Annotated in this window: 23 protein-coding genes and 3 pseudogenes; 11 read left to right on the top strand and 15 right to left on the bottom strand. The window is 43.3% G+C overall.

What is annotated here, in order from left to right; translation table 11 throughout:
- Positions 1 to 23 precede the first annotated feature (23 nt).
- On the top strand, positions 24 to 1,052 hold the full coding sequence (locus tag OCC_RS11380) for an amidohydrolase family protein (RefSeq protein ID WP_020953829.1): 1,029 nt from the start codon (positions 24 to 26) through the stop codon (positions 1,050 to 1,052).
- Positions 1,043 to 1,144 (top strand): annotated as a pseudogene (locus OCC_RS13120) (hypothetical protein); the annotation flags it as partial. The gene OCC_RS11380 and the pseudogene OCC_RS13120, both read left to right, overlap by 10 nt.
- 116 nt (positions 1,145 to 1,260) lie before the next feature.
- On the opposite strand, the gene trmY reads toward OCC_RS13120, so the two are convergent.
- A complete protein-coding gene (gene trmY, locus OCC_RS11375; protein WP_004066806.1) occupies positions 1,261 to 1,863 on the bottom strand; it encodes a tRNA (pseudouridine(54)-N(1))-methyltransferase TrmY in 603 nt (200 codons plus the stop codon).
- Positions 1,864 to 1,906: 43 nt separating this feature from the next.
- Complete coding sequence (gene pdo / locus OCC_RS11370) at positions 1,907 to 2,581, bottom strand: protein disulfide oxidoreductase (protein ID WP_004066807.1); 675 nt, start codon at positions 2,579 to 2,581, stop codon at positions 1,907 to 1,909.
- 150 nt (positions 2,582 to 2,731) lie between these two features.
- Here pdo and surR point away from each other — a divergent pair, with 150 nt between their 5' ends.
- The 3 genes from surR to OCC_RS11355 are packed head-to-tail and all read left to right on the top strand — an operon-like array spanning position 2,732 to position 4,816.
- Positions 2,732 to 3,424, top strand: a complete 693-nt coding sequence (gene surR / locus OCC_RS11365) for a sulfur metabolism transcriptional regulator SurR (protein ID WP_004066808.1) — start codon at positions 2,732 to 2,734, stop codon at positions 3,422 to 3,424.
- A gap of 10 nt (positions 3,425 to 3,434) precedes the next feature.
- Positions 3,435 to 3,638 carry a DUF362 domain-containing protein gene (locus OCC_RS11360; protein WP_004066809.1) on the top strand — a complete coding sequence of 68 codons (204 nt, stop codon included), beginning with the start codon at positions 3,435 to 3,437 and terminating at the stop codon, positions 3,636 to 3,638.
- Positions 3,635 to 4,816, top strand: a complete 1,182-nt coding sequence (locus tag OCC_RS11355; RefSeq protein WP_004066810.1) for an NAD(P)/FAD-dependent oxidoreductase — start codon at positions 3,635 to 3,637, stop codon at positions 4,814 to 4,816. Before OCC_RS11360 ends, OCC_RS11355 begins: the two co-directional genes overlap by 4 nt.
- Before the next feature lie 23 nt (positions 4,817 to 4,839).
- Here the strand turns inward: OCC_RS11355 and topA are convergent.
- From topA to OCC_RS11340, 3 genes and pseudogenes are all read right to left on the bottom strand, one after another.
- Positions 4,840 to 8,531, bottom strand: a pseudogene (gene topA, locus OCC_RS11350) (DNA topoisomerase I).
- 243 nt (positions 8,532 to 8,774) lie between these two features.
- The gene (locus OCC_RS11345) at positions 8,775 to 9,641 is read right to left on the bottom strand and encodes a DMT family transporter (protein WP_004066813.1); all 867 of its coding nucleotides are present in this window, start codon (positions 9,639 to 9,641) and stop codon (positions 8,775 to 8,777) included.
- A 157-nt stretch (positions 9,642 to 9,798) separates the two neighbouring features.
- Positions 9,799 to 11,496: a hypothetical protein gene (locus OCC_RS11340; protein WP_238565061.1), complete on the bottom strand. Its 1,698-nt coding sequence runs from the start codon at positions 11,494 to 11,496 to the stop codon at positions 9,799 to 9,801.
- Positions 11,497 to 11,599: 103 nt separating this feature from the next.
- Between OCC_RS11340 and OCC_RS11335 the strand changes: the two genes are divergently transcribed.
- On the top strand, positions 11,600 to 13,063 hold the full coding sequence (locus tag OCC_RS11335; protein WP_004066815.1) for a DHH family phosphoesterase: 1,464 nt from the start codon (positions 11,600 to 11,602) through the stop codon (positions 13,061 to 13,063).
- Here OCC_RS11335 and OCC_RS11330 read toward each other — a convergent pair.
- Genes OCC_RS11330 through OCC_RS11310 form a run of 5 tightly spaced genes read right to left on the bottom strand, consistent with a single transcriptional unit; the run spans position 13,060 to position 15,617 of the window.
- Positions 13,060 to 13,269, bottom strand: coding sequence for a PRC-barrel domain-containing protein (locus OCC_RS11330; RefSeq protein WP_004066816.1), 210 nt, complete (start codon positions 13,267 to 13,269; stop codon positions 13,060 to 13,062). The genes OCC_RS11335 and OCC_RS11330 overlap by 4 nt on opposite strands.
- A 34-nt stretch (positions 13,270 to 13,303) precedes the next feature.
- A complete protein-coding gene (locus OCC_RS11325; protein WP_004066817.1) occupies positions 13,304 to 13,828 on the bottom strand; it encodes a hypothetical protein in 525 nt (174 codons plus the stop codon).
- Positions 13,825 to 14,460 (bottom strand): DUF120 domain-containing protein, encoded by a 636-nt coding sequence (locus OCC_RS11320; RefSeq protein WP_004066818.1) that lies wholly within the window; start codon positions 14,458 to 14,460, stop codon positions 13,825 to 13,827. Before OCC_RS11320 ends, OCC_RS11325 begins: the two co-directional genes overlap by 4 nt.
- Positions 14,447 to 15,007 (bottom strand): endonuclease V, encoded by a 561-nt coding sequence (locus tag OCC_RS11315; RefSeq protein ID WP_004066819.1) that lies wholly within the window; start codon positions 15,005 to 15,007, stop codon positions 14,447 to 14,449. Before OCC_RS11315 ends, OCC_RS11320 begins: the two co-directional genes overlap by 14 nt.
- Positions 14,997 to 15,617, bottom strand: coding sequence for a translin family protein (locus tag OCC_RS11310; RefSeq protein ID WP_004066820.1), 621 nt, complete (start codon positions 15,615 to 15,617; stop codon positions 14,997 to 14,999). Before OCC_RS11310 ends, OCC_RS11315 begins: the two co-directional genes overlap by 11 nt.
- Before the next feature lie 338 nt (positions 15,618 to 15,955).
- On the opposite strand from OCC_RS11310, the gene OCC_RS11305 reads away from it, so the two are divergent.
- On the top strand, positions 15,956 to 17,173 hold the full coding sequence (locus OCC_RS11305) for a methionine adenosyltransferase (RefSeq protein ID WP_004066821.1): 1,218 nt from the start codon (positions 15,956 to 15,958) through the stop codon (positions 17,171 to 17,173).
- Between the two features lies 1 nt (position 17,174).
- On the opposite strand, the gene OCC_RS13055 is transcribed toward OCC_RS11305, so the two are convergent.
- A complete protein-coding gene (locus OCC_RS13055; RefSeq protein ID WP_004066822.1) occupies positions 17,175 to 17,303 on the bottom strand; it encodes a hypothetical protein in 129 nt (42 codons plus the stop codon).
- A 136-nt stretch (positions 17,304 to 17,439) separates the two neighbouring features.
- Between OCC_RS13055 and OCC_RS11300 the strand changes: the two genes are divergently transcribed.
- The 3 genes from OCC_RS11300 (at position 17,440) to OCC_RS11290 (ending at position 19,945) form a co-directional block, all read left to right on the top strand.
- Positions 17,440 to 17,994: an adenylate kinase family protein gene (locus OCC_RS11300; protein ID WP_004066823.1), complete on the top strand. Its 555-nt coding sequence runs from the start codon at positions 17,440 to 17,442 to the stop codon at positions 17,992 to 17,994.
- Positions 17,985 to 18,863, top strand: coding sequence for a zinc metalloprotease HtpX (htpX, locus tag OCC_RS11295; RefSeq protein WP_004066824.1), 879 nt, complete (start codon positions 17,985 to 17,987; stop codon positions 18,861 to 18,863). The genes OCC_RS11300 and htpX overlap by 10 nt, the downstream gene beginning before the upstream one ends.
- A 74-nt stretch (positions 18,864 to 18,937) precedes the next feature.
- Complete coding sequence (locus OCC_RS11290) at positions 18,938 to 19,945, top strand: hypothetical protein (RefSeq protein WP_004066825.1); 1,008 nt, start codon at positions 18,938 to 18,940, stop codon at positions 19,943 to 19,945.
- Positions 19,946 to 20,079: 134 nt separating this feature from the next.
- Here the strand turns inward: OCC_RS11290 and OCC_RS11285 are convergent, their stop codons facing one another.
- The 3 genes and pseudogenes from OCC_RS11285 to OCC_RS12345 all read right to left on the bottom strand — a co-directional run.
- Entirely contained in the window at positions 20,080 to 20,397 is a 318-nt protein-coding gene (locus OCC_RS11285; protein WP_004066826.1) for a hypothetical protein, read from the bottom strand.
- Positions 20,398 to 20,399: 2 nt separating this feature from the next.
- Positions 20,400 to 21,194 (bottom strand): hypothetical protein, encoded by a 795-nt coding sequence (locus OCC_RS11280; protein WP_148290457.1) that lies wholly within the window; start codon positions 21,192 to 21,194, stop codon positions 20,400 to 20,402.
- A 77-nt stretch (positions 21,195 to 21,271) separates the two neighbouring features.
- Positions 21,272 to 21,400, bottom strand: a pseudogene (locus OCC_RS12345) (IS6 family transposase); the annotation flags it as partial.
- Positions 21,401 to 21,547: 147 nt separating this feature from the next.
- Between OCC_RS12345 and trm10 the strand changes: the two are divergent.
- Entirely contained in the window at positions 21,548 to 22,678 is a 1,131-nt protein-coding gene (gene trm10, locus OCC_RS11275) for a tRNA (guanine(9)-/adenine(9)-N1)-methyltransferase (protein WP_004068045.1), read from the top strand.
- Positions 22,679 to 22,777: 99 nt separating this feature from the next.
- Here the strand turns inward: trm10 and OCC_RS11270 are convergent, their stop codons facing one another.
- Positions 22,778 to 25,438: a valine--tRNA ligase gene (locus OCC_RS11270; RefSeq protein WP_004068044.1), complete on the bottom strand. Its 2,661-nt coding sequence runs from the start codon at positions 25,436 to 25,438 to the stop codon at positions 22,778 to 22,780.
- Between the last annotated feature and the right edge of the window lie 16 nt (positions 25,439 to 25,454).

Genomic DNA, 25,454 nt, shown 5'->3' with positions numbered 1-25,454 from the left:
ATCCCCACAGGGAGGTGGTAAGAGTGAAAGCCATCGTGGCCGATTATGCCCTCGATGTTGAGAGGATTAAAAAGAACGTTGCCGTTCTTATAGAGGAGGACAAAATAGCCGGAATTGTTCCCCGTGAAAAGCTTAATGAGTTTGACGTGGATGAGACCTTTGGGGGAAGTGGGTATCTTCTCATGCCCGGGCTTGTCAATGCTCATACTCACGTTGCAATGAATAAGTTTAGAGGATTTGGCGATGACATGCCCCTCGACAGGTGGCTTAAAGAGGTAATATGGCCAATGGAAAAGGAATGGACTGAAGAGGAAATCTACAAATGGGCACTAATAGGGATTGCCGAGGCAGTAGCAAACGGATCAACCGTAATAAACGACCACTACTTTTTTGCATGGAAAATAGCGGAAGCGGCTGAAAAGCTGGGCGTTAGGGCTTTTATCGGGCAGACAATGATGGATCTTGTTGAGATGCCCATAGCGGAGCCTGAACTGGGATTTAAGTTTTTCAAACGATGGAAAAAAAGCACTCTTGTGAAAGCAACGCTTGCCCCCCATGCAACGGACACCGTTTCAAGAGATTTGCTAGCGGAAGTCAAAGAGGTTGCAGAGAGAGAAAATGCATTAGTTCATATGCACGTCTCTCAAAGCAGAGAAGAAGTCCTTCGGGTCAAGAAAAGGGAAAAGATGCTACCGGTTGAATATCTAAAGGAGTTGGAAATGCTGGGAAAGAACTTCATAGGGGTTCATGGTGTTTATCTTTCAAAAGACGAAGTTAAAATTTATGCAGAGAGCGATGCAGCCCTTGTCCACTGTCCTACGAGTTTGGCAAAGCTTGAAGGGGAAATTGCCCCTATAATAGACCTGTGGGAGCTCGGCGGAAGAATTGCCCTCGGAAATGACTGTGCCGTGTCAAACAACTCCCTTGATATGATACTCGAAATGAAGTTTGCGGCAATACTCAACAAGGTGAAGAGAAAAGACCCACAAAGCCAACTGCGAAGGAAGTATTTTACTGGGCAACCGTTGGAGGGGCTGAAGCACTGGGACTAAAAGCTGGCCTCATAAAGGAAGGCTACTTAGCGGACTTAGTTCTGATAAACACAAAGAAGCTCCACTTCTTGCCAAGGGAAAACGTTCTTTCGCACATTGTTTACTCGGCAAAGGGGAGCGATGTGGAGAAGGTATTTGTGGGAGGGGAGCTGATATACGATCAAGGGAGATTCCTAAAAACAGAAGAGATTGAGAGGTTGCTCAACGACTAAAGAAGGTTGTCAAGGAAGATATTGACGTAAGCTATTACATGCGAGGTTAGATAGCTCTTCTTTCCCACACTAACTTTTTCCGCTATTCCTTCAAGAAAAGCTTCATCCTCTCTTGCTAACCCTTCGTGATCTCCAAGAACAAAGGTAACATTGCCTTTGAAGTTTACTCTCTCAATCGGCTTCCCTTCTTCATGAAGGTAGTAGAGGGTTGAATTCTTAATAGTTCTCCTTATGATGTCTTCAAACCTTAGATTGCTTACATAAACCCCTGGAAGGACGGGATATTCCTTTGCAGGCTCTTTTATGCCCTCGCCAACTTTTAGGGCTTTTATGATTATCTTCGCAAGGCTTATTTCGTCGGGATTTATTGTCTTAGGCTTGATTTCACTCCCCTCAAATCTGATGGTCTTTGGGGGATCGGGGGGTCCGTTGAGGTTGAGCCACACTCTAACGTTCTTCCTAAACCCATGGGAAAGAAGAAACGCTGAATTTAAAGACCTGCAAAGTAAATCAATCCTCCCACTCGTCCCCGGAAGGTCTTTCAGGCTAAAATCCGCTCTTGTATGGGCCTTGTTGGCCTTTATGATGAAAGTCCTCACGAGGGACACCTGAATGCAAGAAGAAAAGAAGGGTTAAAAAGGTTCACTCTAAAGCTTGGAGAAGCTTTTCGAGGAACATCTTTTCTGGGTAAGCACCTTCGAATGAAACCTTATCCTCGCCGTTGACCCTTATGACGACCTTTGGAACTGCCATGACGCTGTACTGGTCGGCCCACTCGGGGAATTCTATTGCCTCAATCATGTCTCCAAGGATTTTGCCTTTTCCTGCAAGTGAGTTCTCAATTGCAAACTTATGTGCCATTCTAACAGCCATTGGACAGTAGGGGCAGGTTGGGGTTACAAAGACGTATATTTCAACGTCTTGGTCAATGTTCCTTACTGCTTCTTTGGTGTCCTCCATGAGGTCGGTTTCGCCTTTTGAAACGTCAACAATATCCTCTAAGAACGATCCAAACTCATGTCCTGCTGGAAGGCCAAAGTACCTAACTCCAAAGTCTTTCCCATCTTGGGTTATTATGGTTACTGGGGCTTTATCGATTCTGTACTTCTCGGCAAGCTCTTTTTCACTGTCAAAATCATGCACTTCATAGCTTATAAGGTCGCTAAGCTCGCTAATTTCTTCAACAAGCTGTTTCAGCTGGTCACAGTATTGGCAGTGCTCTTTCCCTGTGAAGACGATAATCTTAACCGGATTAACGAGCTTTGAAAAGAACTCCTCTTTAATTATTTTCTTGTCCCCATCACTAATAAGCGCCATTTCCATACACCTCCAATCAGTTTCAAACTAAAGCTTTTTAACCTTTGGATGCAACATATCTACGGAAACTTTACAAATTTAGAGTTTTCAACCAAAGGTTAGGATGACGGTATATAAACTTTACGATACAGATTTGGGTAGGTGGGCAACATGTCTGAACCAGATATATTTTACATCTTAGGGAACAAGGTGAGGAGGGACTTACTCAGCCACTTGACATGTACCGAATGCTACTTCAGCCTGCTCAGCAGCAAGGTTAACGTTTCCTCCACTGCTGTTTCAAAACACCTGAAAATAATGGAAAGAGAAGGGGTTTTGAAGTCCTATGAAAAAGAGGAAGGGTTTATTGGACCTACAAGGAAATACTACTCCATAGCCGTTTCAAAAACGTTTCTTGTAACTGTCACACCCAATATATTCTGGTATAAAAGCTTGGATTTAGATTCTCCAGAGAGATTTGAAAGATTTGAAATCAGGCTTGATGAACTTAACAAATCCCCAAAAAGCTTACACTCTATGGTAACAGCTTTTATAGATGCAAACAAAAAGTTGGATCAGATAGTAGAGGCTTTGAAAACTATTGAGAGCTACAGAAACAATCTCATGAAGAACATCAAAGAGAGGTATTTGAAAGAAATCGGCGACATGACCCAGCTTGCTATACTCCACTACCTGCTTCTCTATAGAAAAGCAACAGTTGAGCAGTTAAGCGATGTTTTGAACCTCAAAGAGAGGGAAATTAAGGAAAAGGCCGAAGAACTCTCAAGGGTAATACCGTTAAACATAAAAGAAAACCTTATAGAAATTGATGAGGAAGAGCTCAAGAAAAAAGAAGTAAAGTGAGGGGATCGCTATGCCAGAGAAAATCAGAATCATCGTAAACGAAGATAGATGCTATCTTTGCGGTGGTTGTGCCGGTGTTTGTCCAACCCTTGCGATAAGGGTGTCCTCTTCAAAATGGGAGTTCTTCCAAGATAAGTGTATTTCTTGCAGAATATGTATAAACGCGTGTCCCGTGGGAGCTTTAAGCGCTGAGCCTCTGGAGGGAGAGCTATGAGATACGACGTCGTTGTTGTCGGTTCTGGTATCGCCGGTCCAATAGTTGCCAGGAACGTTGCTAAAGCCGGCTTCTCAGTCCTTCTCATCGATAAAAAGCCTGCCATAGGCACTCCAAAGCAGTGCGCCGAGGGAATAAGCATCAAGGTCTTCGACAAGTACGACATCCCCTACGATAGGAGGTACATCAACCGCGAGATTTACGGTGCTAAGCTCTACTCCCCGAGCGGCTACGAGCTGGAAATGCGCTACAAGGAAGTCAGCGGAGTGATCCTTGAGAGGAAGGTCTTCGACAAGATGCTGGCTTATTACGCGGCTAAAGCTGGAGCCGATGTTCTCGCGAGGACCGAGGCACTCGATGTCATAAGAAAGGATGGGAAGATTGCTGGAATCAAAGCCAAGCACGAGGATGAGCCTGTTGAGATTTACGCCGATATCATAGTTGCGGCCGACGGCGTTGAGAGCACCATAGCGAGGAAAGCGGGCATAAACACCTACGCTCCGCCGCATGAGTTCGACTCAGGCTACGAGTACGAGATGCTCATAGAGGGCTTTGATCCAGACTTGATTCATCTCTGGTTCGGCAACGAGGTTGCACCGAGAGGCTACGTATGGGTGTTCCCGAAGGACGAAGACAGGGCCAACGTCGGCATTGGCATCAACTCGGACAATCCAAAGACAGCTAAATACTACCTCGACAAGTGGCTCGAGGAAAACAACATTCCAGCAAAGAAGCTCCTTGAAATAAACGTAGGTGTTGTTCCCGTAGGAGGCTTTGTCAAAGAACTCGCTAAAGATAACGTGGTCGTTGTAGGGGATGCCGCTAGACAGGTAAACCCCATGCACGGCGGCGGAATGGCCGAGGCAATGGAGGCAGGAACGATAGCGAGCAAGTGGATCGTTAAAGCACTCGAGGAGGAAAACATCTCGCTCCTCCAGAACTACACCAAGGAGTGGTGGGAGAAGGATGGAAAGAGGCTCGAGAGGGTTCTTAAGGTAAGGCGCGTTACGGAGAAGCTTACGGATGAGGATCTCGACCTCTTCATACAGATCCTCAGCGGTGCCGATGCTGAGAAGATAGCCGGTGGAGACTACATCGAGGTCATCAAAGCTCTCTTGAAGCACCCGAAGGTTCTGATGAGCAAGAGAAGGATAGCGCTCCTCAAGGAACTCTTATGATTCTAACTTTTAAGTTATAACCTCTAACTTTTACCTTTTCTCCGATTTTTGTAGCAGTTCATATCAAGGCATACCTCGTATTCCCTGTTGCGTTCCTTGATCTTCACTATTGGGGCATTTCCGCACTCAGGACATGTTTTTCCCGTTGGAATTATCTCGCCCCTTTGGAGAAGGGGATAAGTAACGTCACAGTTAGGCCAATTGGAGCAGCCCACAAATCTTTTTCCTGTTTTTCTATTATATCTAACCACTAAGTCGCCGCCGCATTTAGGACACTTCCCCACTATTATAGTGTCCATAGATTTTCTCTTTTCAACAGATTTTTTGATGCTTTCCTCTTCTTCGGCAGTTAGTTCTTTTGTATCGGTGTTTTTCTTATTCTTTTTGTTTTTCTGGCTCTCTAAAAATGTTTCCAGAAGTTTTCTCCCTATTTCTCCCTCTTTCTTTTTGAATTCCTTTAGAATTCTTACTAAGGCTTCCTTGGATTCCTCAATGACCTTCTCCTTGCTTATTTTGTTCTGCATTATCTGTTCCATTTTTTCTTCGAACTCTCTCGTTAGTTCAACGCTTACTATATCAGGGACATTGTTTTCCAAGGCTTCTATCACCTTCATGCCGAGAGGGGTCACCTTTATCTTTTTCTTGCCCTCTATGTATCCCCTTGAATATAGAGTTTCTAGGATTTGAGCCCTTGTGGCCTTAGTTCCAATGCCTAGGTCTTCCATTTTCTTGATAACGCTTGCTGGAGAATACCTTGCCGGAGGTTTGGTTTTCTTCTTCTCCCTCTTTATCTGAATAACTTTAACTCTCTCTCCTTTCTCAAACTTTGGAAGCAAAACTTCATCAAATTTAACATACTTGCCGTAAATCTTCAGCCATCCCTCTTTAACTGTTCTCGAACCGCTGAGGATAAAGCGGTGGTTGTTTGAATTTATGATTACTTTCATACTCTCCCTTACGGCAGGATCAGCGAATGCAGCTAGGAATCTCCTAACTATTAAATCGTAAAGATTTTGCTCATCTTTGCTTAGATCTCCAGGTTTAGGTAGCTCACCGGTGGGATATATTGCCGGGTGAGCAGGATCATCTTTTTTGCCTTCTACGGGTTTTAAAACTCCTTTACCCAAAAGTTCATGAGCATGAGGTTTGTAGTCCGGAATTTTGGCAAGGTTATGGATAATCGATTCATAGTTCAAGTTTTTTGGAGCTTTTGAGACGAGGTTCTTGGATAGGAACAATTGTGAACTACAACACCATTAGCGATGAAGTTATGGTATGTATTAACGACAAGATCATAAACCTTGCCTCGGTAGTGGAACTTCTCAATGGATTTTATTCCGAGTATATAAACGTCTCCGGTTGCTATTCTGCGGAGATCTTGATCGATTAAGTATCTTACAATACTCCGAAGCTTGTCGAGGCTGATTCTTCTACCGTGAGCGGTTTGGTTTGACATATCAAAACTCTTCCATAAGGCATTGGTTGATAGTATTTTTCCTTCCCAACTTTTTACCTTAATGAGGCTATAATGGTGCGAATAAGGTTTTCTTTCCCTAATAGCGGTATCTTTAACACTCTCCAAATCGCGTCTTTTGATCCTCAAGCGATCTTTCATTATCTCATAAAACCTTTGAGCATCACGTGAATATATTTTAAGCTCATAAGCTATAATGCCACCATTCTTATCTTTCTTTTCCCAGAGATATGTACCAACTCCAAGAAACTGCCACATCAGTTTGACTGTGTATATCGCTTCTCGGTTTTTAGAGGTAAGAACTATCTGAGGGGAAAGGGATTTTTTGCTTCCAGTTTGCTTTGTACCAATGTGGGAGTCAGCATCATAATAACCTGCTAAAAATGCTGCCATCCATTCAGGTCTTGCCATTATTATTCCAGGAATTCTGAAAATTTCTGTTTTGTTTCCAGAAGGGCAGCCAAGCAGCTCAAGAAGTCTTGTTAACGACTTATTATTGATTGCAATTATGCGGTATTTGGGATTAAACGCGAAGGATAGTCCCAAGGAGTTTGTAACACTTTTAACGGCTTCTATTGTATCTTTTGTTCTTTCTTTTGCAGAGATCGTTATCTCTCCTCTTCTGTTCAAATGACCGTCACCTACTACAAGACCAAATAAGTACCAAAAGTCCTCACTAAATTCGAACGCAATCGGAGTGGTAGCTGTGCTATAAGAGAACCCTTTAAATGTCCTCCTTAGTTCAGAATCAGAGATGATACCTCTCTGTAGTAAGAACTTAACAAGTGGAACCGGTATTTTGCCTCGCAGATATTTATAATATGTTGGTTCTTTTATTCTGAATTTCCGCAGGATTTCTGTTTTCAAGCTTGCACTTTTTACTCTTTTCTTTATAATCTCCCCAAATTCTCGGTCGTAGATTATGTAGTCCTTCATGGAGACAGCGCTTTCAAGGAGGAAATCCAAAAGTGTTGGAGGTTCCTCATTCTCGGGAGGTTTGTCTCTATTTATGAGAAGAACAACTTGGTCATCCTCTCTTAGTTCTTCAGCTGGGACAAACATAAGCTTATCATCTCTATACACTAACACTGGATGATCTGCGGTGAGATATAGTTCTGTCCTGTCAGTTAGTGTGACCTTGTACATTGGCTCATCCGCGTCCCTCTCCAAAAGCTTATAACCGGCTTTTGATAGTTTTAGATCAAAATCAAGGGCAAAAACCTCTCCTTCTTTGGGTAGCTCCCTTATTCTCTTAATTCCTTGGGGAGTTGGTATTAGGGAATCAGGATGTAGACAATAGCCTTTTTCATACAAGCTTTGTGCTATGTCCAAAGTCTTCTTTGGGCTGTAGCCGAAGGCAGAGTAAGCTTCCCTCTGAAGTGTCCCAAGGTCAAAGGGATGAGGAGGATTTCTCTGTTGCTGTTTTATCTCCACTTTCTCTACAAATGCGGGCCCTTTTTTAGCCTCTTCAACGATTTTCTTGGCCTCTTCCTCATTAAAAATACGATCTTTCTCGTAGAGGGCTGTGTACTGTTGGCCGTTTTTTTCGAGAATCATTTTTATGACCCAGTACGGCGTGGGAACGAAATTTGCTATTTCCCTCTCCCTTTCAACCAAGAACTTCAACGTCGGCCCTTGAACCCTTCCCGTGCTTAAAACTATCCACTTGCCGCTGGCTTTTCTTATAGCCGAGCTCAATGCTCTAGAGAGGTTTACTCCCCAGTACCAGTCAAGGATATGCCTCGCTATTCCTGCATCTGCCATTCCAAAGTTAATCGTCGGCTCTAGGTTATACCACGCTCTTAGCAGGTCTTTTTTCGTAAGTGCAGAAAACTTCATTCTCTTGGCTTTTGAAGGATCAACGCCGCAGGCATATTTTAACGCCGTATACCCTATTACCTCACCTTCGGTATCGTAGTCACACGCAACGACAAACTCATCCGCTCTCTTTGCAAGTTCTCTAAGGGCTTTTATGTAATCCTTAGCGTAGCTTTTTCCCTTTTCTGCAACATAAACGGGGACCCATTCTATATCAAAAACCGGGTAGCCGTAAGTTTTTTCCTTCGGAGCGAGAGAGAAGAGGTGTCCAACGGCTGGAGCAACTATTATCTTTTTCCCATCCCTTGTCAGCTCATAGTAGGGAACTTTACCGATGGTCTTTCTTATTGGTTTCTTTTCGGCAAGTGCATAGGCTATTTTTCTGGCTACATTGGGCTTCTCTGCAATTATGAGCGTAGTCATGATACCCCTCTCAATTCCTTTAGAAGGGTGGTATAAGAATTTTTTGGAAGTTGTGGGCCGGCAACAGAGGCCCGCGTTCACTTTTCGCGCGGGTGGATGCACCGGCCCTGTGGGCTCGGCGTGAGCACGCTCCGCTCATAGAGCCCGATACCTTGCGGAGGCGGGTTTGACCGAGCCCATGCGAGGAGACTAATTGTCCCCTCGCTGTCGGCATTCTAAAATATGAATGAAAGGTTAAATTCTTTACGCTGTTGTTATTAAGATCACACCAGCAACGGCCAGTACTAATCCTAGGATTATCTTGGCGTTTGGCGGCTCTTTTAGAACTGCTATCGCAAGAAGAGAAGATATAATGGGATTTACAGCACTTACTGGGGCAGAGATTTGGGAGCCGACTAGGCTTACAGACTTAACAAATGCGTATTGCCCAATTATCAATCCAAGCAAAGCTGCTCCCGAGAGTATTGCAACTTCCCTCCGGGTAATTTCCCTAAGTTCCTCCGAATATTTAGGCAGAAATGCACTAATCCCAAATGCGGCAAATATCATTCTAATACCAGCTAAAGAGAGAGGAGAAACTTGTGAAGAAAGAAAATCGAGCAGTGTTATTGCAATACTCCATGAAATGGGTGCTAAAAGGGCGAATAAGAACCCTTTGGTATCCAGGTGCTCTTCAATCTCTCCCTTTCTGACGATGACAATTGCCAAAAATATGAGGAATGCTCCAATGGTTATCTGAGCATTTATGCTCCTACCTAAAAACAACCAGGCCCATAATATAGTCCAAAGGGGATATGAGGCGGTTATCGGGACTGTTCTTGATACCCCCATCAACCTGAGGGCACTGAAGTAGAAATAATCCCCTATAACAAAGCCAAACTGTCCAGAGATAAACGCAATCACAAGAACCTGCCAATTGAGAGATAATATCTCGGCATAGTTTCCAGTGAACAAGAACAAACAAGCGTAAAAGAGTGCCGTAATATAGAGCCTAACTATATTAACGGTGACTGCACTTTTGTTTCTCATTCCAATTTTCACTAGAACTGAAGCAGTTCCCCATCCAAATGCCGAAATCAGCGCGAGTAATGCTCCGAGTAAGGTGTTCATGTTGAGAAGAGAGACCACTTAATTTAAAAACTTAACGTTTCGAAAATTATCTTAACTCCCACACCATAGGGCTTAAAAATCCCAGATATTAAAAATAAAGTAGTGATGATCTCGGCAAATCTGAGCGTTGCTATGATGACGATCTTGAGTGCTGATCTCATCTGATCCTAATTTCGGTGTTTCTGAGCTTTATTGGTATGTTATGTTCTGCCGATACTTCTTTTGTTACTTTTTCTAGGGTTCTCGTGATATCCTCACGTACCCTTTCGTCGGAGACAATTCCTAGGAGTGTGCTCCGTTTGTCAAAACTTGCTTCGAGATCAACAAGTACTGTTCCATTTTTAAACTCCCAATCAAGGTTCATCCACCTAAATACTGAATTTGGAAGCTCTGTGAATTCTCTTTGCAGTCTCTTCCTCAACTCTTCTATTGCCGGTTCCACTTTGCTCTTTAACAATGCCTCTTCAGCTTCTTTCTTCTTCTCTTCGGTTATGTAAGAGAGTTCCTCAACTCCAGCCTCTTTAAGGAGTTTTTCTATCTCTTTTTCTAGCTCTTCTTTTTTGCTCATTATCTGCTTGGCCTTGCTTGAAACTTCCTCCTCTTCTAGATGAAGCTCCACTCTGTGGACGGTCACATATTTGTTCAACGCCTTTCCGATTTCTCTTGCGTGAGTCCTTAGAATTCTATTAACAATCCTCTCTGCTTCTTCTTTACTAACTCCCGAAGCTTTTCCCCAGAGCGTCAGGTTAATTTCATGCTCACTTCTTCCCTTTATGTCCAGGAGCATCTTATCAATATCAATGCCTGCACTTTGAATATCCTTGAAAATCACTCTGGCGTAAGTGGAAAAGTAAGGCTTGACGCTCTCATGTGCTTCCACTATTATGTTGCTTTCAACCTTGCGTGGAATGACAACCTCCTTTTTCTCTTCTTTCTCTTCTTCTGACTCTCCAGGAGCAGTTATTTTTGCCTGAGCGTTGCTTAAGATTGGCTTAAGCCCAGCTTTTCTCCAGATTATCGGAAGGTGCTTGTTGGCGAAGTATAATACCCTTCTCTCTAAGATTTCCCTTGAGCTCTTGTCCCTCTCGCTTGTTCCATGGATGTTTACGTGAAGGTAGATTACCCCAGAGCCCACTTCCCCGGTTATTCCAACTCTCTCTACAGAAACTCCGTTTAAGTTCTTTATCTCCTTTAGAATCTCTTCGGCATATTCTTGAAGAACCGGCTTGAAGATTTCCCCTCCCACCACTTTAACATCAATTTCTGGGGCACTAGGTTTCTTTTCAATTTTGGGGGCTTTTTCAAGGGGTTTCTCCTCCTTTTTTGGAGGGGCTTCTTTTTTAATCTCCTCTTGTACCTTCACTTGAGGTTCTGTTTTTGCTTCCTCTTTTTTTCTCTCAAGGGCTTTCTCTAGCAATTTCTCTTTTTCTAGTACCTCGGCACTCTCGATTTTGTTCTCTCCAAATATTTTTTCAAGCTCAACTTTCGGAGTTGAATTGTAGATTTCCAAGTTGTCAGTTATTGAAAGCTTCAAGGATATCTCATCAAGCCCGTATAAGTCCACTACGAGAGGATAGTCTATTATTCTCTTCAGAGTTTCAACGCTATCGCTTCCGATTAACTTTTTCTTGGAGTTTAGGAGGTCTATTTGAGCTGCTAGAAGTTTTTTTCTGTCCAGCAAAATCGTGGCATAGTATTTTTCTTTTTCATCTTTTGTGAACATCTTCAGAAATAGCCCGCTAAACTCCTGATTGGAGAAAGCATTGTAAATTAAATCAAGCAGTTCTTGTTTTTTGGTGCATACAATGTTCTCTTCCAGCGGTGTGATATTTGGAAGCTGCATCTCTACCACCATTAGATATATATATCAAAAGCTGAATAAAGGTTTAGGAAACCACCACAATTAAAGTCCATCTGAGCATATATTTAAGCATTATTGTCCTTATAAGGTGAGCACCATGAGAGTATTAATACTCGGTGGAGGAACGATAGGGAGAAGCATTGCACAAGTGCTTAAAGGTGAATTTGACATTGTTATTGTAGAACAGGATGATATTAGAGCGAAGTCTCTTAGCGAAAGTGGATTTCACGTTATTCATGGCGATTTCTCCTATACTGCATCTTTGTTGAAAGCTGGCATTAATAAAACGGACCTTGTCATAATAACTACAATGGACATAAGCAAGATAAAGAGAACAATACAGACAATTAAAAACAACAACCCAGAAGTGCCGATTTTAGTTCTTCTCCCTGATGATATAACCGCTGAAGAGCTGGCATCTCAAATAAAGGAAGAATTTGAAAATGAGGTCAAAATAGATTATGCCATCTCTCCAAGAGAAGCAATAATCAAGGCAATTGTTGAAATGGTAGAGGATATTGGAAAAAGGAAAAACGCCGTTTTACTTGCCAAGAAACTCTCAGAGGTAAAACAAAAGACGGATTCACTCTTAATAGTAATGCATGATAATCCCGATCCGGATGCCATGGCTAGCGCCGCTGCTCTCCAAGTCATAGCCCAAAACATGGGGCTAAAGGCGACTATTGTTTATGGAGGAGAAATAACACACCATGAAAACAGAGCTTTTGTAAACCTTCTCGGCTTGGATATGAGGAAGGTTTCTCCGGGTTCTTATGAAATTAAAAGATATTCTGCCATAGCGTTAGTTGATTGCCAGCCAAATGGAAATTTGAGCATTTTGGACGATGAGGATCTTAAGAAAATAGAGATACTCGTTGATCACCATCAGCTTCTCCAAAATCTGGAAGAAAGGCTTCCCAAGAATGCATTTTTTGATATTAGACCGGAAGTAAATGCCACATCCTCGATAATGGTGGAATACTTAAAACATCTCAACATAGAGGTCAATGAGCTACTCGGCACCAGCCTTTTCTATGGCATCTACATAGACACAAAGAAGTTCTCAAAGCTTAACCATACCGATCTTGAAGCACTAGCCTTTTTGGCAGGGAAAGTGGATTATGACATTTTGGAAAAGATAGAATCTCCAGACATCTCAACCGAGACCGCAGAGGTCTTAGCTAGGGCAATCCTAAACAGAAAAATGTACAAGAACATCGTCATCTCAAACGTGGGCTTTATAACCAACAGAGATGCCATCCCTGAATCTGCAGACTTTCTACTTAGGCTAGAAGGGGTTAATACCGTTCTAGTCTTTGGAATAGTTGATGATAGGATTGAAATCTCTGCCAGGACAAGAGATGTGAGAGTAAACGTTGGCAAGGTTCTAAAGGAAGCTTTTGGAGACATAGGCAGCGGTGGAGGGCATCCGCAATCAGGGAGAGCGAGAATTCCATTGGGGATATTCAAACTCGCTAAGGACAAGGATTCGCTCTTAAAATTGGTAGAAGAGGCAATAACAGAGAAATTCTTAGAGGCATTGAATGCCAAAGAGAGCTAGTCTTTCTTAGCTTCTATTAATATTATGTCCCCAATTGCAGTTACCCTTTCATAGGGGATTCCAACTTTTTCTCCCGGGAGTCCAAGCGCTAATATTTTTCCCTCTCCCTTGTCGATCTCTATCAATACCTCATCAACGTAACCGATGTAATATCCTTTGGTGTTGTATATCTGCTTCCCATAAAGCTTCGACAGCCTCATTACCATATCGCTCACCATTTAAAATTGGGAGTTTTTCCTTTTAAATTTTCTTACTCATCCTTGCAGTGTTTTCAAGGAAAGATTTGAGGAAAATGACTACAGTTGCAATAACAGTTCCTGCAACTCCTACCAGCACAATGCTTATTGCCGATCCTTCAATTTCCGAGATTTTGGAGTTCATGAAAAGTAAATTTGCGAGTATGAATCCACCGAAATAAGCAAAAGGAACTATGGACACATCAAGTGTGCTTTCTGCAGAAACAAGCCCCATAACAAACACAACAGCCACCAAAAGGGAGAAAGAGTAAAGCATGGAAAACTCCACTTTAAGCCAGAGGATATAAAGGATGAGGGTTAAGAAAAATCCCACAAGAAAGGCATATCCACTTGCTCTTACTTTTCCTTTGAGAACCCCAAAACTTCCACCTAGAAATAACCCAGCAATGTAAATTGGGATAAGGGTATCCATCGCAGTGTAGGGAGGATAAAAGAGGACTATCAGTAAAAAGCTTAGAGTCACTCCAAGGCCACCATACCCCAGAGAGGAAAGGATCTTCTCCTTCACTTTACTACCTCCACTTTAACTTTTGAGCCGTCCTTTAGATTAAGCTTCTCCCTAAGGCATACGGGGGCTATTATCTCTGCGACTCTTGGTGGATGTATTGTTCTGGAAGGAACAACTATCGCCCCTTCGATTCCATTTATCCTAACTCTATAAGCCTTCACATCTCCGAAAGTTCTACCTCCTTTGGTGAAACCGGGGATTATTATGGGTTCCACATTATAGAGGGCATCGTAGATCGTCTTTGGGAAGATTATCAGAAGATTTAGAGTCCCTGGATAAGGAGTGAAGCCGAGATACTCCTTTATTCTATCTTTGTACTGCTCCACATAATATCTTCCCTCTCCAATCCCGGAAACAACTTCTCCCAAGATATATTTTCCGTATAAGATCTTTCCGATCTCATCAAATATCTCTTCAAGAAGCCCCAATCCATCGGGAGTTACCTCTACAAAAGTTTTCTTTCCAGAAACCTCTCGCTTTAAATAGCCCATTTTTTCCATATTCTCGAGCTTTCTCATTACGGACTGGGGAGAAATCTCTATCTCCTTTGAAAGTTCCCTTAAGGTAATTTTAACTTTATCCCCAATAGCACCTTTCCTGGCAAGGGAAATGAGCAGTTTAATTTCTTCCATTTTCAGCACCCTTAGAGAGTTTATCCGCAATTCTCAGGGGTTTAGGATAGCCGTTTTCGTTAATTATCTCAACAATCTTCTTTGCAGAGTCAAGGTCAATTAAATTACCAACACTTACATAAGCTTTTCCCACCCTCACAAAATCCTTTGTACCATGCAAAGGACGTTTTGCAACTCCTATCGTGGGTTTGTTGATAAGCAGACCTATATGTGAAGCCAGGCCGTATCCCCTCGGATGTGCTTTTCCGTGCCCCTCCACGAGGAGGACATCAAACTCTTCACCCTTTATCAACAACAAAATTGGTCTTGTTTCTCTCAAGAAAAAGTAGGTGGGGATGTAGGGAAAATTTACCTCCGTTTCGATAACTTTTGTTTTTAACACTTGGCAGGAAGGGAAAGAGCATAAAACAAAAGCTCCTCTCGCTTGGTTTCCCTTATACGATACATCAACCGCAGCAACCCTCTTAACCTCTGAGATATCCAACGGCTTTTCTACGATTTTTCTGCTCAGCTTTCTTTGAATTTCTGCAATCTTTTTAAGGTTCATTTCTCCACTCCTCAAGCTTCTTTTCTAAATCCTTGTTAATCTTTGCCCTTGTTAAATCTTCAAGGGTCCTTTCCAGAATGTATCTTGCTTGATCTTGCTTTTGCCTTATGTTTACGAGACCCTTTGGATACTCGAGAGTAACAAGCTCATCGTAAACCTTTTCCATGAAAGCGTAAACTTCCTGAGCCTTTTCTAAGTCTCCCTTTAGCAGGAGAGTTAGAAAATATCTCCTTAGCTCCCCAATGAAGTCCCCAATTCCAAGGGCATAGTCTGCCTCAGGAATTCCAATCTCTCTCGGAGATGGAAACTCTTTTCCAAGGAGATAGCAGTAGAAAAGTAATGCCTCAACATACTCTTGATGTGCGCTCTGAACGTAGCCTGTGAAGTAAAGGTCCTCATGACCTTTAAGCTTCTCTTTTAGTTCTTTAACGAGCTCTTCGGCTTTTTCCAGCCTCTCCTTTGCAGTCTCGATCTCTCCTCTATGTAGGGCTTTTATTGAGTCTCCGCTCACTCTTACGATTTCTCTGGTAAGCTTGAGTGCTTCCTCTCTCAGCTCATCCTTTTTGTCAAGAACTTCTCTTATCTCTTCTATTATTTCAGAAATGTTCACCCTCATCACCAGAGAAATTTTGATTATCGGAATAAAAACCTTCGTATGTGGGCTTGGCTTATCCTACCGCCCTCATCGTTAGCCTTTCGGCAACCTCAAGCGGCCCCGGAGGCCAAGCCCTGTGCGCCCGGCATCGTCCCCCAGATTCACAGCTGCCCAGACGCTCCTCCGGTCGGGCTACCGGGCGTGTCGGATGCCGTTATAATATTCCACCTGTGAAATTTTAACTTTTCTCTTCTTAATAACTGTCAGTTATATATTGGCCCCAATATCATGCCGAAAAATATATAAAGGCACCTTCAGACTATGCACGTAAGAATTCATTTGGGGTGATGATCATGGTTGAAAAGAGGAGGAACATCATTGTTGAAGAGCTCGTAAGGACTCCCGTTGAGATGCAGAAGGTAGAGCTTGTAGAGAGGAAGGGAATAGGGCACCCAGACAGCATAGCCGATGGAATAGCAGAAGCCATCAGCAGGGCGCTCTCAAGGGAGTACATAAAGAGATATGGAATAATACTTCACCACAACACAGACCAGGTTGAGGTTGTAGGTGGAAGGGCTTATCCAAGGTTCGGTGGCGGAGAGGTGATAAAGCCAATATATATCCTCCTTTCTGGTAGAGCCGTTGAGTTTGTTGATAAGGAGATGTTTCCAGTTCATGAAGTTGCTATCAAAGCAGCCAAGGAGTACTTGAGGAAAGCAGTTAGACACCTAGATGTAGAAGAGCACGTAGTTATTGACTCGAGGATAGGGCAGGGAAGCGTTGATCTGGTTGGTGTTTTCAACAAAGTTAAGGAGAACCCAATCCCCCTTGCAAACGACACCTCCTTCGGTGTAGGGTATGCACCATTAAGTGAGACTGAGAAGATAGTCCTTGAAACTGAGAGGTTACTCAACAGCGAAAAGTTCAAAAAAGAATGGCCTGCTGTTGGAGAAGACATTAAGGTAATGGGGCTTAGGAAAGACGATGAAATCGACCTAACCATTGCCGCCGCCATAGTTGACAGCGAAGTTCAAAATCCACAAGAGTACATGGAAGTTAAGGAGGGAATATACAGTGCTGTTAAAGAGCTCGTTTCTCAATACACAGACAGAAAGGTCAACATTTACGTTAACACCGCCGATGATCCGGAGAAAGACATTTACTACATAACCGTTACGGGAACTTCAGCAGAGGCTGGAGATGACGGTAGCGTTGGCAGAGGAAACAGAGTAAACGGTTTAATTACTCCAAACAGGCACATGAGTATGGAGGCAGCAGCCGGTAAGAATCCGGTCAGCCATGTAGGTAAGATTTACAACATTCTTGCCAATTTAATAGCCAATGACATTGCCGAGCAAATAGAAGGTGTACAAGAGGTCTACGTGAGAATTCTAAGTCAGATAGGAAAGCCAATTGATGAACCCCTCGTGGCAAGCATCCAAGCAATTCCGAAGCCAGGCTACAAAGTGGAGCAGTTCGAAAGACAAGCCTATGAAATAGCGGATGAGTGGCTTGCAAACATAACAAAAATCCAAAAAATGATATTGGAAGACAAAATTAACGTCTTCTGATTTAACTAGTGCTCTTTTTCATCTTTTCTTGCATAAGAATTCTCAAGATTCTAGCCTCTTCAAGCAATAGCTTTTCCTTTTGCTTCTTTATGATTTCAAGCTTCTTTTGCAAAAGCCTATCATCCCTCATAGGAAATCACCAGAATGTATACGTCTTCCTTCCTTAAAAACCTTCCGCTTAATGCCTAAGTTTACATCGACAAAAGACGTAAAAAACCATATCTTTAAAAACCTTGGGTTAATAAATTAGATAGAGGTGAGAGAGAATGATAATTGCCGTGAGCGGGACACCCGGAGTTGGAAAAACAACTGTGGCAAAACTTCTGGCTGAGAGATTAGGTTATGATTACGTAGATCTCAGAGAGTTTGCCTTAAAACATGGTGTGGGCGAGATGAGAGGGGAAGAACTTGAGGTCAGCATTGATGAACTTGCGTATTATGTCGAGAGAGAGCTCAAAGGCAGAGATGTAGTACTCGATGGACACCTAAGCCACCTAATGCCAGTTGACCAGGTTATAATCCTCCGTGCCCATCCGAAACTAATAGGCGAACGTTTAAAGGAGAGGGGATACAGCAAGGGGAAAATAGCCGAGAATGTTGAGGCAGAGCTCGTAGATGTGTGTCTTTTAGAGGCTATAGAGGAGAACGAGAACATTATAGAGGTCGACACCACAGACAAATCCCCGGCGGAAATAGTGGAGGAAATCTTAGACCTTCTCAATAGGGGAATAAAAAGAAGAATCGGTATCGTTGACTGGACTAAAGTCTATGACGAAATAATTCCCTACCTAAAACTCGGAGGTGATGACGTATGGGTGTAGGGCTGTGGATTAGAACGGGAATTTTAATGGCATTCCTTACCGGCCTACTAATGGCTATAGGCTATGTTCTAGGCAACGAAACCGGAATGCTCTTTGCTTTTATCTTCGCTTTAGTTATGAACTTCTTCAGCTACTGGTACAGTGATAAAATCGTTCTCACATGGTATAGGGCAAGAATCCTGGAAGAGGACGAAGCCCCAGAGCTCTATGAGATAGTGAAAGGTCTTGGCCAAGAAGCAGGAATTCCCACGCCAAAAGTGGCAATAGTGCCAACTGAAACACCAAACGCCTTTGCAACCGGCAGGAATCCAAAGCATGCTGTGGTGGCAGTCACTCAGGGGCTGTTGAGACTCCTAAATAGGGATGAACTTGAAGGAGTAATAGCCCACGAGATAAGCCACATAAAGAATAGAGACATACTCATCCAAACTCTAGCGGCAGTATTGGCTGGAGCAATAATTATGGTGGCGAGATGGGCCGGATGGATGCTCTGGCTCGGAGGATTTGGAGGGAGAGATAGGGATAGAGATGCAGGGAGTGCCTTGGGAGCAATACTGCTAATAGTTTTAGCCCCAATAGCTGCAATGCTTATTCAAATGGCAATAAGCAGGGCAAGGGAGTACTTGGCAGACGAAACCGGAGCCAAGATAAGCGGAAAGCCGTGGGCATTGGCAAGGGCACTGGAGAAGATTGAATACGCAGTTTCAATGAGACCCCTCAAAGACGGAAACCCAGCAACGGCACACATGTTCATAGTAAATCCATTCAGAGGAGTTAGCTTTGCAGAGCTGTTCTCAACACACCCGCCAACTCAGAAGAGAATCGAAAGGCTCAGGAAGATTGCGGAAGAGATGGGAATTGCCTTTTGATTTTATTTCCATTTTCTTTGAAGTCATCGAAATTGATTTATGTTTTTAAAGTGTAAATTTTGTTGATGATCAACATGAAACGATGGGCGCTACCGGCTCTTGTGGTAGTGTTGCTTTTCTCGGCATATTACACCAGCACACTTAAGAATGATTCTAGGGATAACTCTCAAACGTGGGACGAAAACGACCTCTACCTCTGGAGGACAAAAATTGAACACTTAGCCATAAATTCAAGCTATGGAATTGGTGTAGTATGGCTTGGAAAGGACAGCATTGCGAGGGACAACTACATCCACATTGCAATAAGTCCCTATGGGGATAAAGAAGCCCTTATGAAGGCTATTGAAAAGGAAGGCATCCCTCTTGAGGCCGTTAAAATAGAAGTCCGGGGAGAATACGACGAGGATTTCACAAAACCCGAACCTCCCTGTCCCGTAAACTATACCCACAACCGAGCGGAGGACGTTGAAGGGGACGTGAGAATATACACAAGCTTTGGAACAAGCGGAATGTACTATCTCAAACTGCTTTCATGTGAAGAGGAGGGAAACAAGTTAAAGCTCACCTTCAAGCTGTGGAAGTGCAATCCTGCATCCGTTGTGTGCACTTTAGACCTCACGTTTCCATCGTTTGAAATCAAGTTTTTGAAAGACTATCAAAGAGTTCAGGTAATCGTTCTGGCAGATAGTGGAGAGGGAAAAAGAACCGGCGTTTATACGTTTGACCTTTCTCACAAGCCTCTTTGGGTTCTTTATGAAGACTCCAAGAAAAGAGAGGAGATGTATATCTATAGAGACGGGTGGATTAGAGTTCTTTTTGCTCCTCCATCAAGAGAAGCACTTGAAGGCATTGGCAGTCCTTACATCCAGCTTTATCCTTGGGAACTTTTTAGAAGGTATGGATACAACCAGACGAGGCTTAATCAGGAAGTACTAGCAATTGCAGAAGGAAAAGGGTATTCCTGGGATGAAAAAGAGCGGCTGATATTTGTTTACGTTCCAGACTTTAGTGAAGAAACTCTGCAAAAGGTGAAAGAAGATTTTGGGGAGTATGTTCAGGCAGTAGTGCTAAGGAGTGAATAGCTATTCAATTTCTCGATACTGTTAAGATAATAAGCTATAAGAGTTGAATCAAAGCTTAACTTTTGTCTCTCAATATTAATCTCTCGAAACAATGACACTTTGGAAGGAAGAAAAATAAGTTTGAGCTCTTGAAGTCACGAATTTTGAGGATACACCATGGCAAACTTAACACCCACAAATAGGGGCGTTATTAGAAAAAGAGCGGCATTTTTAAGCTGGGAATTCAAGAGGTAGTAAAATTCAATTCCGAGAGACAGTAAAAGCAACAGCAAAAATATTCCATAAATTACTACCTTCTTAACACCGTAAAGATGCAGACCAAAGACGAGAAACACTGAAAAGAAGATTGGATTAATCGGGTTTGGTGGATAAAATCCGGAATGAAGTAGAGTTACCATTATCCCTGCTGTTCCAGTAAAAATATAGAGGAGAGTGAGGATTTTTCTGTTCATTTTTAGTCCCACCATTCGTAGTATTCACAGGTATATGTTACAGATTCACAACAAGATGTTACCGCAGACCCTAGGCCAATAGAAATTAAACAAAGAACACATCCTGCACATGTTACCTTAGTTGGATCAATTATACATGCAGCACAGTCTATTGAACAACCTGTTGCTCCTGTAGCTATTGCAGCAACGCATACCCAGTTATAATCCGTACAATGCCGACAGCTACACTGTCCAAAATAAAGCCCTTGGGAAGACAAGTCAGGACAATCACTGTCAGTGTGACACGATATATCAGTACATACCGGAGACCAACCATCCATTGGTTCTACATTCCCATCCTTGCTTTTCTTTAATGTGGTAGCCAGTATGAATACTCCTTGATACGTTGTTCTCTCGAATTGAATTCTTGCTCCCACAGTCTTGATGTCTTTTACATAAATCATAAATTTGTTGTCTTCTAAGGGTATTAGGATAGCTGTTCTTTGTACTAGCCCATCATTAGTATATAATAGAGAAGCTTTAACACGTGCTTTTGAAAAATCAGTATTTTTGAGTTTTTCTTTTAATATTGAATTTTTCTCAGCTGTTCTTAAAATATCCCTTAAAGCAACTTCCTTTGCAACTCCAACTAAGTCGTCTACAATTACAGCTTTTCCCGTGGGAATTTGTCCACATGTTTTTGATTGTTCATGGACTTGAACTGTTAATTGAGGGGGGTTAGGAGTTGCCGTAGCAAAGGTACTTACTAAAAATACAACCAACATCATGCTAAATATTTTTTTCCATACTTCTTGCATAATGTACACCCCCCATATATCATTTATATAAATTGCACTTCGTATATTTAAGATTTTCCCTTTAAAGAGTAATACTGTTAGGATAGCTGTGGTATCACCTCCTGAAGCCATTCAGTAACATCACCCGGAGGCCTACCAAACCTATAAGCTTTCCAGTCTTTACCCCTGAAATTATTCCAAAAACGCTTTGTTCTTTCCTTAAACGTAAATAATGGTTTCAGTCCTCATGTTCCCCTTCTTTTTCTGAGGTATTGCCAGTAACTTAAACCTGACACCCCACAGCTTATCCTAACAGTATCCAATTTTTCGAGAGAAAGCCTTAAAAACTCTCTTCCCAGCTCAGAACGATGACCATGAAAAAGCTCAGTGACGTTTTCAAGGAACTTCTAAGGGAGAAGGACATAGATAAAGTCGGGAGCCTCTCTAGAAGAGTCCCTAAAAGGTCTTCAGAAAAACCGCTCCAAGAAATTGCCCTAGCCCTTCTTGAAGAAAAAGGGGTAATCGTAAAAGTAAGGGAGCCCACGACAATAGCATGGGACTTGGAAGGGAAGCCCACAAGAGGAGCGCTTTTTGCATACATACCTCTGAGCTCTTCTCATCTCGAAAAGTTTGAAATCATAATTACCGATAAAGACCTCAAGGAAAAGCTTTCTCAGCTTAGCTACCCTTATTTCATAATCGATCTCATGCACTGGGAGAAGCACACGGAAAAAGAAAAGAAGAAGGTTGCTCTTCAGGCGTCTCAAAGCTACGGGGTTATTAGGGACTACCTTTGGGGTGAACGCTTGGCTCTTACGTGGGTCAACGAAGAGTTCAAGGAAATGGCGAACTTTCCGTTAGACAAGATAACTGCCTACGAGGGGCCGACGTGGGAGTTCCTTCGCGAAAAAGGCATAGAAAAGGTTGTACTTCTCGATCCGTGGGCCGAGAAAGACCTGAGCAAAGAGGACTTCTCAGCAGGTGCCTTTATAATCGGCGGAATCGTCGATACCGGCGGAACGAAGAAGAAAACCACTCCAAAAATAGGGGAGGAGCTCGAAAAGAGGGGCATAAAAGTCCTGAGGAGAAAAATCTCACTAAAAGGGGACATAATTGGTGTTCCCGACAGGATAAACCTTATCCTTGAAATCCTGCTCAAAATGGTTGTGGAGGACAAACCTATGGACGATGCTGTTTTGGAGGTTCAATCGCCTCTCCACGCAAAGTGGAGGCTGAGGAAGGAGCTTCCAAAGCACAAGAAGAGGTTCTTAATAGACGGAAAGAAGTTTCTGGTTGTTGAAAAAGAGCTCTTTGATGAGTACTCAAAGTGGCTCAATATAAGGTGGGAAGACTTCGTTCAGGTCTTGAGGGAGCTCGGCTTTGTAGCCCTTGAAAGGAAGAGAATCCAGCATCTTAATAAGATCTCAACTCCCAGGCTAATCAACGGCAAGCTCTACCGGGTTATTCTGCTGAAAAAGGCCATGATGTTGTGCTATAACTGCTGAGATGTTTTTGTTTTTATTTCCGAAAACCGTATAACTTACGCCCCCGTAAGTAACTTACGGTACCACAATTTCAAAAAGCACCTTAAAAAGTAAAAAGTGTCAGAAGAAGAGGATAACAGCATCCCCAACTACTGCCGTCTCTACCTCTTCACCTTCGCTGAACACTGCCTTTCTGATAACGATGTCCTCCTTGTTAAGCTCAACCTTTTGCCCGTCCACTTCGAACTCGATCTTTCCTTGTTCCTTAAGTGCCCTTGAGACTTCTTCTGCATTTTCTTTGAGGTAAGCGGTTATCTTTGGCACGAGCTTTCCATACTTTGGCCCAACGGTCTTGAAGTTCGGCTTGATCTCTATAATTCTCTCCTCAAGCTCCGGCTCACCCTTGATTATTTCGAGCTTTTCAATGTTCATCGTTCCGGAGATGTCCTTTTCAAGGGCTTTCAGCATCTTGTAGCTGTCAGTTGCATAGATAGCCACGTGTTTAAGCTTGGCGTTCAAAGCTAAGCCGTGGGAGTTCTTGTATCTCCTCATTGCTCCAATTATTTCGCTGGCAAACTTCCCAAGCTTTTCTGCTTCTTCGTCTATTCTGTCCTCCCTATAAGCGGGCCAGCTGAGGAGGTGCACACTTTTAGCTCCAACTTTATCCCTAAACATCTCCTGGTAAAGCTCCTCCGTTATGTGCGGAGCGAAAGGCGCAAGTAAGAGTGTTATGTTGTATAGGAGCTCATATAAAGCAGCTTTAGCCTTTAGCTTGCTTTCCTCGTCCTCCCCGTAGAGGCAGTGCTTTATCATCTCGATATAATCATCCGCAACCTCGTGCCATACGAAAGTCATAAGCTCTCTTGTGAGAAGGTTGAAGCGGTACTTTTCAAGCTCTTCTGTCGCAAACTTTATCAGTCTGTGCAGTCTTGAGAGTATCCACCTGTCGAGAGGTTCGAGCTCTAAGTCCTTGTATTTCTCATAGTCAAAGCCCTTGATGTGTCTTTCGGCAAAGCGGAAGATGTTCCACAGCTTCTGGAGGAAGCGGTAGTTGTAGTCGACGATCTCCCACTTGAAGGGGTGGTCCTCTCCCGGAGGTGCCAAAGCTGTCCATAACCTTAGGGCATCTGCTCCGTACTTTGGAATCACTTCCTCTGGTGAGACAACGTTACCATAGCTCTTGCTCATCTTTCTTCCATCCGGCCCAGCTACCATACCGTTGATAAGGATGTCGTGCCAAGGTTTCTGCCCGGTGAGCATATAAGTTCTGAAGATGGTGTAGAACGCCCAGGTTCTTATGATATCTGTTCCCTGTGGTCTTAGTGAAGTCGGGAAGTTGTGCTTGAACCACTTTTCATCCCTTTGCCACTTGCTTATGACCAAGGGGGTTATGCTCGAATCTACCCAGCAGTCGAGAACGTCTTTTACGCCCTCCAGGTTTGTGCTTCCACACTTTGGACACTTTTCTACAGGGGGCTTGTTAAATCTCGGATCTACTGGGAGGTCTTCCTCTCTTGCGGGAATTATCTCGCCACAGTCCTTACAGACCCAGAAGGGGATTGGGGTTCCAAAAACTCTCTGCCTGCTTATTACCCAATCCCAATCCATGCTCTCTGCCCAGTCCTTGAGCCTTAGGAACATGTCCTCCGGATACCACTTAATCTGCTCTGCCACTTTAACTATTTCATCCGTGAAGTCCTTCACCTTGATGAACCACTGCTTCTTTGGTAACAGCTCAATTGGTGCCATACATGAGCTTCTTTCCGTGTGCCTCAATACACGGTGATGTACTTTTTCTTTCTTGTAGAGAAGACCCATTTCTTCAAGGTCTTTTGCTATTGCCTCCCTAGCTTCTTCAGCCGTTAATCCCTTGTATTTGCCAGCGTTTTCGTTCATTCTACCGTTTTCATCAATCGCTATAATCACGGGCAAGTTGTAGCGCTTCTGCCACACTACATCCTGCTCATCACCGTAAGTACAGTTGTAGACAGCCCCTGTACCAAAGTTTGGATCTACATCCTCATCCGCTAATATGGGCACTTCCCTCTCGAATATCGGGAGCTTTACCTTCTTGCCAACCTTATCTTTATAGCGCTCATCCTCAGGATGCACGAATACGGCTACACAAGCGGGCATGAGTTCTGGTCTTGTGGTGGCTATTGGTATGTAGTCGTTCTCTCCAGCTATAGGAAGCTTGATGTAGTAGAGGTAACCATCCTCCTCCACGTAGCCTACCTCTGCCTTTGCCAAGCTGGTTCTACACCTTGGGCACCAGTAAACAGGGTGCTTGTCTTGGTAAAGAAGACCCTTCTTGTAAAACTCGAGGAGGGATTTTTGCACTAAGGCTTTGTAGTCATCGTCCATCGTGTGATACTCCAAATCCCAATCTGCAGAGTAGCCTATGCGAATAAACTGATTTCTCATTGCCTCAATTGCCTGCCATGTCCACTCTATACACTTCTTGAGAAACTCCTCTGGCTGATCTTTACTTATTCCAAACTCCTTCTCCACTTTAAGCTCCGTTGGAAGGCCATGGTTATCAAAGCCCTGCGGGAAGAGGACGTTGTAGCCTCCCATTCTCTTATACCTTGCCACGATGTCAATCCAAGTATGGCTCAGCACGTGGCCCAAGTGCAGAGTACCGCTCGTGAAGGGCGGCGGGGTATCTATGGAATAAGCCGGCCTCTTTTCATCGAGCTCGTATTTGTAGATTTTCTCCTCAAGCCAGAACTTCTGCCACTTTGGCTCTATCTCATTTGGATCGTAGGTCTTCGGGAGCATTTCTATCACCTCTTTT

The organism is Thermococcus litoralis DSM 5473, from assembly GCF_000246985.2.
Lineage (GTDB): Archaea > Methanobacteriota_B > Thermococci > Thermococcales > Thermococcaceae > Thermococcus_A > Thermococcus_A litoralis.
The sequence above is the reverse complement of the archived record's forward strand: the minus strand, read 5'-3'. Positions and strand labels throughout refer to the sequence as shown.

What these genes read in the sequence shown, in the direction of transcription:
- pdo (WP_004066807.1), bottom strand. Translation starts at nt 2,581, where the DNA reads ATGGCGCTTATTAGTGATGGGGACAAGAAAATAATTAAAGAGGAGTTC.
- surR (WP_004066808.1), top strand. Translation starts at nt 2,732, where the DNA reads ATGTCTGAACCAGATATATTTTACATCTTAGGGAACAAGGTGAGGAGG.
- OCC_RS11360 (WP_004066809.1), top strand. Translation starts at nt 3,435, where the DNA reads ATGCCAGAGAAAATCAGAATCATCGTAAACGAAGATAGATGCTATCTT.
- OCC_RS11355 (WP_004066810.1), top strand. Translation starts at nt 3,635, where the DNA reads ATGAGATACGACGTCGTTGTTGTCGGTTCTGGTATCGCCGGTCCAATA.
- OCC_RS11345 (WP_004066813.1), bottom strand. Translation starts at nt 9,641, where the DNA reads ATGAACACCTTACTCGGAGCATTACTCGCGCTGATTTCGGCATTTGGA.
- OCC_RS11340 (WP_238565061.1), bottom strand. Translation starts at nt 11,496, where the DNA reads ATGGTGGTAGAGATGCAGCTTCCAAATATCACACCGCTGGAAGAGAAC.
- OCC_RS11335 (WP_004066815.1), top strand. Translation starts at nt 11,600, where the DNA reads ATGAGAGTATTAATACTCGGTGGAGGAACGATAGGGAGAAGCATTGCA.
- OCC_RS11330 (WP_004066816.1), bottom strand. Translation starts at nt 13,269, where the DNA reads ATGGTAATGAGGCTGTCGAAGCTTTATGGGAAGCAGATATACAACACC.
- OCC_RS11320 (WP_004066818.1), bottom strand. Translation starts at nt 14,460, where the DNA reads ATGGAAGAAATTAAACTGCTCATTTCCCTTGCCAGGAAAGGTGCTATT.
- OCC_RS11315 (WP_004066819.1), bottom strand. Translation starts at nt 15,007, where the DNA reads ATGAACCTTAAAAAGATTGCAGAAATTCAAAGAAAGCTGAGCAGAAAA.
- OCC_RS11305 (WP_004066821.1), top strand. Translation starts at nt 15,956, where the DNA reads ATGGTTGAAAAGAGGAGGAACATCATTGTTGAAGAGCTCGTAAGGACT.
- OCC_RS13055 (WP_004066822.1), bottom strand. Translation starts at nt 17,303, where the DNA reads ATGAGGGATGATAGGCTTTTGCAAAAGAAGCTTGAAATCATAAAGAAG.
- OCC_RS11300 (WP_004066823.1), top strand. Translation starts at nt 17,440, where the DNA reads ATGATAATTGCCGTGAGCGGGACACCCGGAGTTGGAAAAACAACTGTG.
- htpX (WP_004066824.1), top strand. Translation starts at nt 17,985, where the DNA reads ATGGGTGTAGGGCTGTGGATTAGAACGGGAATTTTAATGGCATTCCTT.
- OCC_RS11290 (WP_004066825.1), top strand. Translation starts at nt 18,938, where the DNA reads ATGAAACGATGGGCGCTACCGGCTCTTGTGGTAGTGTTGCTTTTCTCG.
- OCC_RS11285 (WP_004066826.1), bottom strand. Translation starts at nt 20,397, where the DNA reads ATGAACAGAAAAATCCTCACTCTCCTCTATATTTTTACTGGAACAGCA.
- OCC_RS11280 (WP_148290457.1), bottom strand. Translation starts at nt 21,194, where the DNA reads ATGCAAGAAGTATGGAAAAAAATATTTAGCATGATGTTGGTTGTATTT.
- trm10 (WP_004068045.1), top strand. Translation starts at nt 21,548, where the DNA reads ATGAAAAAGCTCAGTGACGTTTTCAAGGAACTTCTAAGGGAGAAGGAC.
- OCC_RS11270 (WP_004068044.1), bottom strand. Translation starts at nt 25,438, where the DNA reads ATGCTCCCGAAGACCTACGATCCAAATGAGATAGAGCCAAAGTGGCAG.